The sequence below is a fragment of the Amycolatopsis sp. genome (assembly GCF_025464955.1).
Taxonomy (GTDB): Bacteria; Actinomycetota; Actinomycetes; order Mycobacteriales; family Pseudonocardiaceae; genus Amycolatopsis.
The window spans coordinates 1-13,414 of sequence record NZ_JAODNM010000090.1; the positions used below are offsets into that span (position 1 = coordinate 1).

Annotated in this window: 14 protein-coding genes; 2 read left to right on the forward strand and 12 right to left on the reverse strand. The window is 66.5% G+C overall.

What is annotated here, in order from left to right:
• The first annotated feature begins 130 nt into the window (after positions 1-130).
• The gene (locus JWQ81_RS19810; protein ID WP_297543644.1) at positions 131-328 is read left to right on the forward strand and encodes a hypothetical protein; all 198 of its coding nucleotides are present in this window, start codon (positions 131-133) and stop codon (positions 326-328) included.
• 43 nt (positions 329-371) lie between these two features.
• On the opposite strand, the gene JWQ81_RS19815 is transcribed toward JWQ81_RS19810, so the two are convergent.
• Positions 372-503, reverse strand: coding sequence for a hypothetical protein (locus JWQ81_RS19815; RefSeq protein ID WP_297543646.1), 132 nt, complete (start codon positions 501-503; stop codon positions 372-374).
• Between JWQ81_RS19815 and JWQ81_RS19820 the strand changes: the two genes are divergently transcribed.
• Positions 493-984 carry a hypothetical protein gene (locus JWQ81_RS19820; RefSeq protein ID WP_297543648.1) on the forward strand — a complete coding sequence of 164 codons (492 nt, stop codon included), beginning with the start codon at positions 493-495 and terminating at the stop codon, positions 982-984. The genes JWQ81_RS19815 and JWQ81_RS19820 overlap by 11 nt on opposite strands.
• Before the next feature lie 82 nt (positions 985-1,066).
• Here the strand turns inward: JWQ81_RS19820 and JWQ81_RS19825 are convergent, their stop codons facing one another.
• The 11 genes from JWQ81_RS19825 to JWQ81_RS19875 all read right to left on the reverse strand — a co-directional run bounded on the left by JWQ81_RS19825 (position 1,067) and on the right by JWQ81_RS19875 (position 12,886).
• Entirely contained in the window at positions 1,067-1,993 is a 927-nt protein-coding gene (locus JWQ81_RS19825; RefSeq protein ID WP_297543650.1) for a fatty acid desaturase, read from the reverse strand.
• 115 nt (positions 1,994-2,108) lie between these two features.
• Complete coding sequence (locus JWQ81_RS19830) at positions 2,109-3,296, reverse strand: hypothetical protein (protein ID WP_297543652.1); 1,188 nt, start codon at positions 3,294-3,296, stop codon at positions 2,109-2,111.
• Complete coding sequence (gene argH / locus JWQ81_RS19835) at positions 3,293-4,705, reverse strand: argininosuccinate lyase (RefSeq protein WP_297543654.1); 1,413 nt, start codon at positions 4,703-4,705, stop codon at positions 3,293-3,295. Before argH (JWQ81_RS19835) ends, JWQ81_RS19830 begins: the two co-directional genes overlap by 4 nt.
• A 58-nt stretch (positions 4,706-4,763) precedes the next feature.
• The gene (locus tag JWQ81_RS19840) at positions 4,764-5,951 is read right to left on the reverse strand and encodes an ATP-grasp domain-containing protein (protein WP_297543669.1); all 1,188 of its coding nucleotides are present in this window, start codon (positions 5,949-5,951) and stop codon (positions 4,764-4,766) included.
• Positions 5,951-7,129 (reverse strand): ATP-grasp domain-containing protein, encoded by a 1,179-nt coding sequence (locus JWQ81_RS19845; protein ID WP_297543656.1) that lies wholly within the window; start codon positions 7,127-7,129, stop codon positions 5,951-5,953. Before JWQ81_RS19845 ends, JWQ81_RS19840 begins: the two co-directional genes overlap by 1 nt.
• 2 nt (positions 7,130-7,131) lie before the next feature.
• Positions 7,132-7,923 (reverse strand): phytanoyl-CoA dioxygenase family protein, encoded by a 792-nt coding sequence (locus JWQ81_RS19850; RefSeq protein WP_297543658.1) that lies wholly within the window; start codon positions 7,921-7,923, stop codon positions 7,132-7,134.
• 28 nt (positions 7,924-7,951) lie between these two features.
• Positions 7,952-9,343 carry an argininosuccinate lyase gene (argH, locus tag JWQ81_RS19855; RefSeq protein WP_297543660.1) on the reverse strand — a complete coding sequence of 464 codons (1,392 nt, stop codon included), beginning with the start codon at positions 9,341-9,343 and terminating at the stop codon, positions 7,952-7,954.
• On the reverse strand, positions 9,340-10,359 hold the full coding sequence (locus JWQ81_RS19860; protein ID WP_297543662.1) for a hypothetical protein: 1,020 nt from the start codon (positions 10,357-10,359) through the stop codon (positions 9,340-9,342). Before JWQ81_RS19860 ends, argH (JWQ81_RS19855) begins: the two co-directional genes overlap by 4 nt.
• 76 nt (positions 10,360-10,435) lie before the next feature.
• Positions 10,436-11,656, reverse strand: a complete 1,221-nt coding sequence (locus JWQ81_RS19865) for an argininosuccinate synthase (RefSeq protein WP_297543664.1) — start codon at positions 11,654-11,656, stop codon at positions 10,436-10,438.
• Positions 11,657-12,122: 466 nt separating this feature from the next.
• Positions 12,123-12,455: a hypothetical protein gene (locus tag JWQ81_RS19870; protein WP_297543666.1), complete on the reverse strand. Its 333-nt coding sequence runs from the start codon at positions 12,453-12,455 to the stop codon at positions 12,123-12,125.
• Positions 12,452-12,886, reverse strand: a complete 435-nt coding sequence (locus JWQ81_RS19875) for a transposase (RefSeq protein WP_297543667.1) — start codon at positions 12,884-12,886, stop codon at positions 12,452-12,454. The genes JWQ81_RS19870 and JWQ81_RS19875 overlap by 4 nt, the downstream gene beginning before the upstream one ends.
• Positions 12,887-13,414: the final 528 nt, after the last annotated feature.

Genomic DNA, 13,414 nt, shown 5'->3' on the forward strand with positions numbered 1-13,414 from the left:
CGAACCAATCACCGATCCGGATCAGATCGCCCACCTCGACATACGCCGACGCGACCGACTCGGCGGCACCATCCACGAATACCAACATGCCGCCTGACCGGCATGGACATGGTTTTCGGCAGGCGCAGAGTTGTTCGCGGATGTGGACGCCGGCGCGTTCGGCGTCGTCGGCAGTACGAGGCGTTCCACGGCGAGCACAGTCCTTACCGGGCCCTGGCAGGCAGGCGCCGCTCCCCTGCGCCCGCCCCCGGAACCGATCGAATCGGGCCGGCTCGTCCACCTCAACGTCCGCAGGCGCAACCGCCTCGGCGGCATCCTCCATGCCTGACACGCCTGTCCCCGATCGTCGGCCGTTCGCAAGAATCTGCACGTCACAGCCCATAAACGGGGTTTTCGGCACCCGCAGCGTAGTCGAGGGCTGCCGCCTTGGTCAGGCCGATCAGCCCGTGCTTGGCCGCGACATACCCGGCGAGCGGTGTCGACGTCACCATCGTGATCGACATCGTGCACGTGATCGAATACTGCTGGCGCGCGGCCGAAGACCTGCACCGCAGCCACCCGGCTCGCGCGAACTGGGTCCAGGCCACCGTCCGCGCCATCCTGGACGGCCACAGCGCCCGCATCGTCGCCGAGCTGCGCGCTGAACACGCTGCCCGCGCCCGCACCCGCCAACGCAAGGACGGCATCGCCCGCACCCTCGCCTACCTGGACGCCAAACAGCCCTACCTCGCCTACCACATCGCCCTCGCCCTCGGCTTCCCCATCGCCACCGGCGTCATCGAGGGCTGCTGCCGATTCCTCGTCAGAGACCGCCTCGACCTGACCGGCGCGCGATGGAGCCTGACCGGCGCCGAAGCCGTCCTCGCCCTGCGCGCCGTCCTGGCGAACGACGACATGGACGCGTACTGGGCCTTCCACCTGGAACGCGAATACGAACGCACCCACGCCAGCCGCTACCAAGGCCAACTCGACCTCGCCGCATAAACCTTCATCGAGGTCACCTCAACGGAAACGCACCCCGAACCAATCGCGATCACGCAAAGATCCTGGCCCCGCCCTGCCGTCATCAGGCCGCTACTTTTCTGTTCCTCGAGACCTCCCGCATCACGATTGTGAAGAACTCGAAGTAAGTACGCTGCACGTTCAACGCGAGCTCCTGCGTGTCGGCGTGCCTTTCGCGGAGGCGGTTGATCGGGACGTTCATCGCGGCGTGGTGCTCGATGTGCAGGTTGTTTCCGTTGGTGAACCAGGTCGTGAACCAACTGCCGCTTATCGAACGGGTGTTGCGCAGAACGTCGACGCTGTCGCTGTCGCACAGGATGTGCTCGGGCAACTCCACCAGGAAGTGCATCGGCATCGCCACGAGGAAGGGCAGCAGCCACAGGCGTACCACCAGCGACCCGCCGTCGACAGCGTGGGCCGTCGCGAGGAGTGCGAGGAAGATTCCGAACCACCGGTATTCGGCGATGATCGCCTTGCGGCTCTTCGGGGCGATCTGCCCCATGTCGTACTGCCAGCGGCCCGGCACGCACTGGACGATGTCACGCACCACGCCCACGAGACGACTCACGTCGAACAGCCCCTTGGCCAGAGCACCCAGGGCGAGCGGCTTGCGGGTGTCGAAGCCGAAGAACTCCGTGTCCTTCGGGGTGCCCAGGTAGCGGTGGTGCTGCAGATGACGTACTCGGTAGTGGCTGTAGGACACCAGCATGGGCGTGCCCAGCGGCACACCGACGATGCGGTGCATACGCGAACTGCGAAATGCCGAATGGTGCAGGCACTGGTGCTGCAGTTCCACCGCGTGGGTGTACGCCGCTCCCAGGATGACCACACCGACCGCGGTCGCCGCGTACGAGGACTGAACGGCGAGCACGATCCCCGCTGCTGTCAGTATGGCGAGCACGCATATCTTGCCGATGAAGACGGCCTCGTCCTTGGCGCTAACGGGTGCCCGCTGAAACAGCAATTGCGGGGAGATCGAGGTTTGGGACATCAGAAACTACCCTCTATTGTCTGGTGATCCTCGGTGAGTTGGTTGGTGATCAGGGCAGCAGGACAGAGCGAGGCGCCCCCACGAAGGGGTCGGCGTACCCTCGCTGTGTCAGCGGCTATACGTGGGCGCCCAGGTCGGTCGACCGCCGCACTCCCGTGCGCAGCAGCGCGGTGGCCAGCAGCGACATGACGGCCATCGAGGCCATCGCCCAGCCCACCGCGTGCACACCGGCGAGCAGCTGGTCGATGCCGCCGGCCAGCGCGGCTCCCAGGCCCTGAGCCACCATCAGGCCGGTGCTGAACAGGCCGAACGCCTGGCCGCGGGTGTCCTCGCGGGTCTGCTGCACCAGCCGCTCCTGCAACGGCAGCAGCGCCGCACAGCCGAAGGCGGACATCGCGACCAGTGCCGCCGCAACCGGGACCGCCGGTGACAGCGGGAACACCAGGAACGGCACCCCCAGCAGCACGCACAGCGGCAGGATCAGCCGGTCCCGCAACGCCACGGGGACGAAGCGTCCGACCACGATGTCACCGGCGAGCATGCCGCCCGCGCCGGCCGCGAGCAGAAATCCGGCGTGGTCCCTGGCGTACGGGATGAACAGCGCCTCGCACCCCGTGACCAGGCCGTTGGGCAGCCACATCATCAGGTAGAGCGGCCGGACGACCGGCGCTGTGAGCAGCTCGCGGTTGATACGGCGGCTGCGCTCGACCGTCTTTCCCGCGGCGCGGGGCGGGCGGTCCGGGAGCGCGGTGCGCGCCATGACGCCGGCGGTGACGCCGACCGTCGCCGCGATGCCGAACAGCCAGGACGGCGACACCACGGCGAGCAGCACGGCCCCCACGCCGTTGCCGATGATCTGCATGCCGCCGACCGTGATGTTCATCGTGGCTCGGGCCAGCACGAACGCGTCCTTCGGCACGATGTCCGACAACAGCGCGATGACGGCCCCCGATGTGGCGGCCATCGCCACATAGCCGCCCGCGAGGATCAGGAGCCGCAGCCACCAGCCCAGACCCGGGAGCGTCTGCAACGCGGCCGTCGTCGTGGACACGCTCGCCATGAAGATCATCGCGGTGCGCGGGCGCATCAGGTCCGAGGTGGCCAACAGGTAACGCACGGCGGCAAGTTGCACGAGCGGTCCGCCGAAGAGGGAGATCGCCGTCAAGAACGACGATCCCGTCTCGTGATACATCGCGGTGCCGAGCGCCAGGCTGGACAGCACGACACCAGTCATCGCGAAGAGGCGGACCACGAACAGGGCCCGGAACTCACTGATCCTGAAGATCTCGCGGTAGGTCGTCATGTGACGGGCAACTGCTCGACGCGAGCCCGCCACTCCTCGACCTGACGCGCCACACACTCCGGCGAGGTGCCGCCGAGACTGCGGCGCGAGGTCACCGAGTCCTCCACACCGAGAACCGCGAACACGCCCGCGTTGATGCGAGGATCGACCTTCTGCATCTCCTCCAGCGACAACTCGTCCAGGCTGCACCCCTGTTCGTCCGCCAGGCGCACCAGTCGGCCCGTGATGTGGTGGGCCTCCCGGAACGGCATGCCGAGCTCACGAGTCAGCCAGTCGGCAAGGTCGGTCGCCGTCGCGTGGGCGGCGCCGGCCGCTGCCCGCATCTCCTCCGCGCGGGCCTTCAGGTCGCCGACCATGCCGATCATCGCCTTCAGGCACAGCTCCAAGGTGTCCGCACCGTCGAAGGTCCGCTCCTTGTCCTCCTGCATGTCCTTGGAGAACGTCAGCGGCAGCGCCTTCATGACCGTCAGAAGGCCGAACAGGGAGCCGTGCACCCGGCCGGTCTTGCCCCGGACCAGTTCAGCGGCGTCGGGATTCCGCTTCTGCGGCATGATGGAGGAGCCGGTCGTCCAGGCGTCCGACAGTTCGATGAAGGCGAACTGCGGCGACATCCACAGCACGATCTCCTCGGCCAGACGCGACAGATGCGTCATGCACATCGAGGCGGCCGAGAGGTACTCGAGGGCGAAGTCCCGGTCCGACACCGCGTCCAGGGAATTGCGCATCGGCCGCGCGAACCCCAGCAGCTCCGCGGTGAGTTCGCGGTCGATCGGGAAGGACGTCCCGGCCAGCGCCGCCGCGCCGAGCGGAGACTCGTTCAGGCGCTCGCGACAGTCACGCAGACGGCCGTAGTCGCGCCCGAACATCTCGACGTACGCCATCAGATGGTGACCGAACGAGACCGGCTGAGCGCTCTGCAGATGGGTGTAGCCCGGCATGATCGTCGCCGTGTGCTGCCCGGCCTGCTCGACCAGAACCTCGATGAGCTGCTGGACCAGACGTAGCGCGCGGTCGTTGGCGTCGCGTACCCAGAGACGGAAGCTCGTGGCGACCTGGTCGTTGCGACTGCGGGCCGTGTGCAGTCGCCCGGCCGCGGCGCCGATCAGCTCGCGGAGCCGGGACTCGATATTCATGTGAATGTCTTCCAGCTCCACCGAGAACGTGAAGTTCCCGGAGGTGATTTCGGTGCGAATCACCTCCAAGCCGTCCTTGATGGCCGTGGCGTCCGCCTGGGAGATGATGTTCTGCTTGCAGAGCATCGTCACATGGGCGATCGAGCCGTCGATGTCCTGCATGGCCATCCGCTGGTCGAAGCCGATGGAGGCGTTGATCTGCTCCATCACTTCGGACATGCCCTCACCGAATCGGCCCCGGATCAATCCGCTGCCCTTGCTCGCCTGGTCGTGCACGTGCTGCGCCGCCTTTCTGAAATGAAAAGAGAAAAAGTGCCTTCAAACCTGCGGCACGCTACCTGACGTCGATGTGGACCCCCGAGACGACCTCCCGGCACAACTCGATCGCCCGCGCGGCGGTCGAGGCCGTGGTCAGCACATAGCCGACCCGGGTGTGGGAGTCCCGGATCTGCGAGATCCGGTCCCCTGCCTTCAGCGGAAGGTGGAACTTGAGGACACCGGGCAACCCCTGCCACCGCTGCGCCCCGCTGATGCCAGCGACTGTCCCCGGCGGCGGCGCGAAGAAACGGATCGCGGCGGCACCGGCGACCGTGGGCGCCGGCTCCTGGGGCCTGACCCGGTCGAGGGACCACTGGACCAGGAGGTCGAGCAGATCATGACCGGTGGCCTGCCTGACGAGTGTCGGGATCGAGTCGCCGCCGACCCGGGTGTGCGTCTCGATGACCTCCGAGCCCGACGGTGTCAGGCGCAACTCCGTGTGGCTGCACCCATCGGTGATTCCCATGACGTCGAGGAACTCGGCGACGTACTCCCGGATCGCTGCCGAATCCTCGGGTTCGAGCGGCGCCGGGACGACGTGACCGATCTCCACGAAGGGGTTCTCCGGGTCGTCGTCGTGAGTGAACTTGCCCGTGATCGCCACCACGTGGTGTTCGCCTGCGCAGCTGAACGCCTCGACCGAGAACTCCGGACCGGAGAGGAACGGCTCCGCGATGTACTCGTCGGCGATCGCGGGCGGCATGACCACCTCTTCGGCCCGGCGGAAGCACGACACATGCTCGCTTCCTCTGCCGTGACGTGGCTTCACGATCACCGGATATCCGTGCTCGGCCGCGAAGTCGCGGATGCCGGCGACGTCCCGCACGACGGCGCAGGGGACGGTGGAGAACGCCTTGTCCAGCAACCACGTCCGCATGGCGAACTTGTCCCGGGTACGGCCGACCACATCCGGTGAGAGGCCCGGAACCCCGAGTGCCTCCGCGATCCGCGCCGCGGGCATCAGCCCGTGCTCCGTCAGGGAGAGCACCGCGCTGAAAGGCGTCTCGCGGTGCATCGCCCGCAACATCGGGATCAGCGACGGGTCGTCGTAATCGGTCAGGACACTGCGCCGCGCGGTGGCGACCAGCGCCTCGTCGTACCCCGTCGGCGTGTCCACCAGCGTGATGTCGGCACCGAGCAGGCGTACGCGGTCGCACAGCCCGGGACCGCCGCCCACGACAATGACCTGCTTTGGATTTTCCATCACGTCGTCCGAATGTACGTTTCCAGGTCGGTCAACGACTCACCGCGCAGCATGGAGAATCCGGTACGCCGATTCACCGAGAAGGGTTCCGCGCCGACGATGACTCCGTCCGGGTCGTCGTGGACGTGCAGCACTTCGACGCTCTCGGGCGGTGTCACCTCGGAGCGCTCGTCGAATGCAAAGCGAATCCCGTGCCAGACGTCTCGCGGTTCGCGTGGAGCCACCTTCCAGTCCAGGCCCGCTCGCGCGTGAAGGTAGGCGTCCTCGAGGGACAGGCCGTGCTGCAGTTCGACGAGCTCCGGCACATGGTCTCCCGCAGGGCGGGCAGCGGCCTCGATGATGCTGATGCGATCGGGAGTCATCTTGAACTCCACGTGCATCACGCCCTGCGCCATGCCCCAGCCCGAGGCCATGCGTTCGATCGCCTCGAGCAGTTCTCGTTCGTGCTGCGTCGGCAGGTCGCTGCCCGAGACATGGCCGATCTCGTAGCACGCCGGAAGCGGTGACACGTATTTCTGCGTCAACGCGTGGGCGACCACCTTCCCGCCCTGCACGACGCATTCGAGGCTGAATTCGGGCCCCGCCACGAACTCCTCGACGAGGGCGCCCGCGCTGAACGCGTAGTTGGTCAGCCGGGACGACTTGAACGCCGACATCTTCGCGAGTGTCTCCTCCACCTCGGCCCGTGAGTCGCACTTGCGCACGAACAGGCTCATGGCCATGTCGACCGGCTTGACGATCACGGGGAAGGTGACGCTCTCCCAGTCGATCGCCTGGCTGTCCTCGGCCGAGGACAGCCTGGCGATCGTCCGTGGCTGCGGAACCCAGTGCTCTTCGAACACCTCCCGCATGAGGGCCTTGTTCCGGGAGGCGCGAATCCTGTCGACGTCGTTGTGATACAGCCCCAGTTCCCGCGCCAGGACGTCCGCCGCGATCACCGCGAACTCATTGCCCGCGGCCACCGCGTCGAACCGCCGCGCCCCGATCTGTGACAGCAGTTCCCCGGGGGAGTCCGACAGCGCGGGCACCCTGATCCACTCGTGCAGTGTGGTGACGTTGTCCCCGACCGTCGAACTCTCGATCGTCACGATCGTCAGCGGCCAGCCCTCACGGTCACAGACCGCGGCAACGCGTTCCAGCGACCATTCGGCGACCGGGTGGAGCAGCAGGACATGCATGTTCACGCACCTTTGGAAGCGTCAAGCGAGGCGAAGTACCGATCGAATCCCACCATCTCCCTGCACCGCCGCACCACTTCGCGCTTGTAGTACTTCTCGTACAGACCGGCTTCGTCCGTGGCGCAGTACGACGGCAGCAGTACGGTCCGCAGGCGGTCACTGGTGTTGGGGCCGCTGAAGTGGGGGGCCAGGGAATGGAACACCAGTACGTCGCCGGCACTCAGCGCGGGGACCTCGATGGTCGACGCGTCCAGCTGAGCCGGTTCGAAGTCGCCCTCGGGGTTGTCCACCGGGCCGGGGAGCAGCTGCTGGTGGCTGCCGCGGTAGAACCCGATTCCGCCCGAGCGCTCATCGCTGGGGAAGAGGTTGATGACCACCGTGCACAGGGTGTCCGGATCCTTGTCGAGCCACTTCCAGTACAGAAAGTCCTGGTGGGCGGCGTAGCCGTGCACGCCCGGCTCTTTCCGGACCAACTTGGCCTTGAGGAGCTCCGCGGGGCCGCCGAGGATGGTCGCCAGCGCGTCCAGGAGGGCCGGGTGCGTCGCAGCCGCGTTCAGCGGCGGCGAGATGTCCAGGACCGGGTCGAGGCGGTCGAAGACGTACTGACCGTCGGGTCCACGTCGGAACTCAGTGCGCAGGTTGAGGTCGTCGTCCAGCCCGTCGAGCTTCCACAGGCGCTCGCATTCGCTCCGGAGACCCTCGACCTCGTCCTCTCCGTACACGCCGGTCAGGACGGTGTAGCCGTCTTTCCAGTACTGCTCTGTCTCCTCCGCCAGATCCGTCGCCGCAATCAACGCTGGACCACCCCTTTTTGTCGAAGATCTACTGGCCCGAAGCTCGTGCTTTGAACTCAGCCAGTCTTGAACGTAGTTGTGCAGCGGCCTCGAGCACGCGGCTCGGAGCCGTTCCTCCCTGGCTGTCGCGCGACGCGACCGAGGCATCGACGGTGATGTCCGGCCATTCAGGGAAGGCCAGCCGCTCGTCGACACCGCGACGCAGTTCCAGGGGCAGCTCTCCGAGCGAACATTGCTGTTCCTCGGCCCGGCGCACCAGCTTGGTGACCAGGTGGTGGGCCTCGCGGAACGGGATCCGTCTCTCACGCGTCAGCCAGTCCGCCAGATCGCCGGAAGTGACGAAGCCGAGATCCGACGAGGTGCGCATCGCGTCCACGTTCGGCCGCATCAGGGTGGCGATGGAGATCGCCGCGTCCAGCGACAGCACCAACGTGTCCGCGGTGTCGAACAGCGGCTCCTTGTCCTCCTGCAGATCCCTGAAGTAGCTTAGCGGCAGCCCCTTGACCACTGTTTGCAGGGCGTGGAGGTTGCCCAGGACCCGGCCGCTCTTGCCGCGTATCAGCTCCGCCGCATCGGGATTCCGCTTGTGCGGCAGAGCTGCTGAGGAACTGACCAGTTCGTCGGGCAGCGAGATCAGGCCGACGGGCTGCGAGGACCAGAAGACGATCTCCGCGCCGAAGCGGGAGAGGCCGAGAGCCACGGACGCACCGGCGCTCAGGAAGTCGAGCGCGAAGCCACGGTCCCCGACGCTCTCCAGCGAGTTCGCCGTCGGCCGGTCGAACCCCAGACTCCGCGCCACGGTCTCCCGGTCGATCGGGAACCCGGTGCCGGCCAGTGCCGCGGAGCCCATGGGGCACTCGTCCTGCAGAGCGCGTAGGAAGCGCAGCCGCTCGGCGTCGCGCAGGAACGTCTCCGCGTAGGCGAGGCAGACATGCCCGAAGGTCACCGGCTGCGCGATCTGCAGATGGGAGAAACCGGGCATCACGCTCGCGGCGTGCTGCTCGGCCTGCGCCGCCAACGCCTCCGCCAGTGCCAGGAGCTTTCCGCTCAGCGCGCTCACCTGATCGCGGATCCAGAGCCGGAGCGCGGTCACGGCGAGATCGTTTCGAGCGCGCGCGGCTCCGAACCAACCCGCGTCGGCCCCGATCTGCGTCTCCAGGTACTGCTCTATCGCGGTGTGCACGTCCTCGGCATCCGGGTCGAGCGGGTCGGCTCCCACCCCGATCTGCTCCTTGAGCAGCTCCAGACCGCGGTGCAGCCCGTCCGCGGCATCCGCCGGAACGATCCCCTGCTTGTGCAGCATCGTAACGTGCGCCTGAGAGGCGGCGATGTCGTACGGCGCGAGTCGCCGGTCGTAGTGCGCGCTCGTACCGATTGCGTCCATGCGCCGGGCGGCCAGGGACCGCTCGTCGGCGCTCATGACAGGACCCCGGAGGCCGGGCGTTCCGCAATCTCGTCCAGGTGACGGTCGAACGCCTCGGTCGTTCCGGTGTTCTTGGCGGCCACCAGGTCCGCCCAGTCGGGGTGGAGGCAGTACAGCAGCAGGGCCCGGGCGATGTGCAGCCGGGCGACGGCCTCCTCATAGATCACCGACTGCGGTCCGTCGATGACCTCGGGCACAACCTCGTCGCCTCGGTAGGCGGGAAGGTTGTGGAGGAAGACCGCGTCCGTACGGGCCTGTGCCATGAGGGCGGGCGTGACGCGGTAGGGGGCCAGGACCTCACGGCGCAGCTCGGCCTCGTGGGCCTTGTTCATCGGGATCCACGCGTCGGCGACCACCACTTGGGCGTCCTTGACGGCGGCCTCCGCGTCGGTGGTGGCGGTGAATCCGGCCAGGTGCGCGGTCTGGTCCGCCGGCAGCGCGAACTTCTCGGGCGTCGCGCAGGTGAAGTGCGCGCCGACCTTGGCGGCGGTCTGTGCGAGCGAGAGGGCGATGTTCGTCCCGTCGCCGACGAAGGCGATGTTGATTCCCTCCACGGCGCCGAACTGCCGCTTGATGGTGAGGAAGTCGCAGAGGGCCTGCGTGGGGTGGTGCTTGTCGCACATGCCGTTGATGAACGGAACCGGGGACAGCGCACAGATCTGTTCCTGGGTGGCGAAGTCGTAGATGCGGCTCAGGAGCACATCATTGAAACCGCCCACCACATTCACGAAGTCGGGCAGGTGCTCCGTCTTCGCCGCGTGGCGTCCGACGCGGGCTTCCGCGCCGTTGTAGTGGATCGCCTGGCCGCCCAGGTCTCCTATGGCCCGTTCGAATGCGGTACGCGTGCGCAGCGATGTCTCGTCGAAGATCATACCCAGGCATTTCCTGCGCAACAAGGCGGGAAGATGGCCGAAGCGCCGGCGGTGCTTTTCGAGGAAGTCGGCAATCTCGATGATGTCCAGCACATCGGTTGCGGTGAGATCGTCGATCGTTAGTAACTGCTTGTGAGTCATGCACACACTTCTCTCGCCTGGGACGTGAAACCGTCCGGAGGGTGTCTACGCCGGTGCAGTCCGCGCGAATTTCGGTCTACAACGCGCCCTTGCGCACGTTTCCCAACTGGCGCAGCCGCAGAGCGTTGATGCGGATGAACCCGGTCGCATCCCGCTGGTGGTATCCGCCGCCCTCCTCGAAGGTGACCAGATCCTGGCTGTAGAGGGAGTTCGGGCTCTTGCGGCCCTCGACGATGACGTTCCCCTTGTAGAGCTTGAGGCGTACGGTTCCGGTGACGCGCTCCTGGCTCTTGTCGACGAGGCTTTGGAGCATTTCCCGTTCCGGGGCGAACCAGTATCCGTTGTAGATGAGTTCCGCATAACGCGGCATCAACTCGTCCTTGAGATGGGCTTCCCCGCGGTCGAGCGTGATGGATTCGATGGCGCGGTGCGCCTGCAGCCAGATGGTCCCGCCGGGAGTCTCGAAGAGACCACGGCACTTCATTCCGACGTACCGGGTGTCGACGATGTCGATCCTGCCGATGCCGTTCTCCGCACCGAGTTCGTTCAGGCGGGCCAGCAGGGACACCGGGTCGAGCGCCTCGCCGTCGATCGCGACGGGGTCGCCCTTCGAGAACTCGATCTCGATGGTGGTCGGCTTGTCGGGGGCCTCTTCCGGCGACTTGGTCCGGACCCAGGCCTCGTCTTCCGGTGTGACCCAGGGGTCTTCGAGTTCCTTGCCCTCGCAGGAGATGTGCAGCATGTTGGAGTCGGCCGAATAGGGGGCCCCACCGCGCTTGTCCTTGGCGACCGGGATGCCGTGCAGGTCGGCGAACTCGATCAGCTGAGCACGGCCAGCCATGTCCCATTCCCGCCACGGCGCGATCACCTGGGTGTCCGGTGCGAGGGCGTAGTAGGCCAGCTCGAAGCGAAGCTGGTCGTTGCCCTTGCCCGTCGCGCCGTGGGCGACCGCGTCGGCGCCCACCTGGCGCGCGATCTCGATCTGTCGCTTGGCTACCAGCGGTCGGGCTATGGGCGTCCCCATCAGGTAATTGCCCTCGTATGCAGCGTTCGCGCGGTACATCGGGAAGGCGTACTCGGATACCAGTTCGTGCCGAAGGTCCTCGATGAAGATGTTCTCGGGCTTGACGCCCAGTGCCAGGGCCCGTTGCCTGGCGGCTTCCAGTTCCTCGCCCTGGCCGAGATCGGCGGTGAACGTGACGATTTCGGCCTCGTACTCGATCTGCAGCCACTTCAGAATGACTGACGTGTCGAGTCCCCCTGAAAAGGCCAGGACGATTTTGCGCGGCTTGGTCATTACCTGAAAGTCCCTCAGCTTCGAGTGGCAATGGGCCGTCAGCAGTCCGTGCGCGCGTGAGCACAGTGTGGGCTGACTCTTTGGCGGTCACGCCGTCCTGTCAGCGGCTCGCTGGACGACCCCGTTCCGTGACAGCGTTCTTGTAGAACGACAAGTAAGAAGTGTCGTAGTTTCCGATTCCCCCCGCTGCGCCTTGCTGCGTAGAGCACGCCACTCGCCCCGTATTGGCGGGTGGTCGTCACCGCTGAAGCGGTTGCCGCCCGCGCAAGAGTCAGAGTGGATGAATGATCATGTGGCTAGCAAGAGATTCTGAGGGTCTTCTCAGGATGTGAGACCGTTCGCCGGCCGATTGGGTACAAGTCGGCTTAATTATGTGGCAGTTGAAGCTTGGATTTCCTGTACCTATCGCCGGTCACCGGGTGCCACCGCCGTCGGGCAGGTGCGCGGCTTTGCCGACGAGCGGCGCTCAGTCGGCAGCGGTGCTGGGTCGGCGCAGATGTGGGGAGTCCGAGGTCGAACAGGAGCCTTCTCTGATCAAGGCTTTGAGCGCGCGCATCGCGTCGACCTCGTGCGCGTTGCGGTCGGAGACGACGATGTTCAGCTTCACGGGCAGGCCCGTGACCACGAACGACAAAGGACGGCACCGCCGGTCGGCCGACAGATGAACCTTGCAGGTCAAACCGCCACGGGAACGGCCCAGGGCCGCCGCCTTCAGCCGGGCCCGCCGCCTGCGCCGCAGCCGGCGGCGCTCCTCGCGCTCCGCATCGGGCTCGGTCTCGGTGTCCTCCGGCGGGGTCACCGCCTCGGCTGCGACCTGCCCTTTTCGCACCTTTCGTGCGCCCCCTTTTCAGCCTCGGCGGCCCGCTCCAGGGCGGCAAGGACCTCCTCGTCCACGACCATGCCGACCGCGTCGTGGTGGGCGCGGGCGGTGGTGGAGTCCACGCTGACCAGGGACAAGTCCGCCTGCCCACGGCGAGCGGCCTCGTCGATCACGGCTTCCATCACGGCTGCGAACACCCCGGCGTCGCGCCACTGGGCGAACCGGTCGTAGACCGTGGACCAGGAGCCGAACACCTCCGGCACGTCCCGCCACGGGCTGCCGGTGCGGAACCGCCAGATGATTCCCTCCAGCTGATCGCGCAGGTGCTCCGGGTAGGGGCCGTACTGCCCGATCGGCAGGTGAGGGCAGATCAACTCCCAGTCGTCATCATTCAGTTCACGTCGCCCCACACCGGTGTTCTACCAGCTCAACCACGATGGTCGGTACCGGTTGGGGAAACCGAGATCACGACTCCGAACAGGCCCTAGTACTACAGGGCTAGATCTTGATCACGGGGTGATGGGAGGCTATGGCTGTGGTCACAACACAGCCCCATGATCCAGATCATTTGTCGGATGCCGTCAGTCCGGCTGATTTAGCCGTCTGGGACCGCGAGTTCACCGCCCTGGGTGAGCGGATGGCCCCGCTCTTCTACCGCCCGGAATCCCAGGAGCATGCCCTTCAGCCCGGATCCACCGGCTTGATTCCGGTGTGATCGTTTCGGGGTTGTGCAGGCCGTGTCGGGGCTGGGCTGCGGATTCGGGCGTGGGGTGGCCGCTGGTCTGCCCAGCTTTTCCACTTGTCTACAGGTATCGGGCCCTTTCGGGCAGGTCGGTCAGGGAGCGTCAGAGGGCTGGTGGTGTGTGCACGGTGCTGAAGAGCTGGGTGAAGTCCTCGCTCCAGGGCCAGCGTTCGGGCAGGTGCAGGGTGAGGTGGCG

Bases quoted from the DNA above. Each gene is read 5' to 3' on its own strand.
- JWQ81_RS19830 (WP_297543652.1), bottom strand. From the start codon at position 3,296: ATGACGACCTACCGCGAGATCTTCAGGATCAGTGAGTTCCGGGCCCTG.
- JWQ81_RS19825 (WP_297543650.1), bottom strand. From the start codon at position 1,993: ATGTCCCAAACCTCGATCTCCCCGCAATTGCTGTTTCAGCGGGCACCC.
- argH (WP_297543660.1), bottom strand. From the start codon at position 9,343: ATGAGCGCCGACGAGCGGTCCCTGGCCGCCCGGCGCATGGACGCAATC.
- JWQ81_RS19865 (WP_297543664.1), bottom strand. From the start codon at position 11,656: ATGACCAAGCCGCGCAAAATCGTCCTGGCCTTTTCAGGGGGACTCGAC.
- JWQ81_RS19860 (WP_297543662.1), bottom strand. From the start codon at position 10,359: ATGACTCACAAGCAGTTACTAACGATCGACGATCTCACCGCAACCGAT.
- JWQ81_RS19845 (WP_297543656.1), bottom strand. From the start codon at position 7,129: ATGCATGTCCTGCTGCTCCACCCGGTCGCCGAATGGTCGCTGGAACGC.
- JWQ81_RS19815 (WP_297543646.1), bottom strand. From the start codon at position 503: ATGTCGATCACGATGGTGACGTCGACACCGCTCGCCGGGTATGTCGCG.
- JWQ81_RS19840 (WP_297543669.1), bottom strand. From the start codon at position 5,951: ATGGAAAATCCAAAGCAGGTCATTGTCGTGGGCGGCGGTCCCGGGCTG.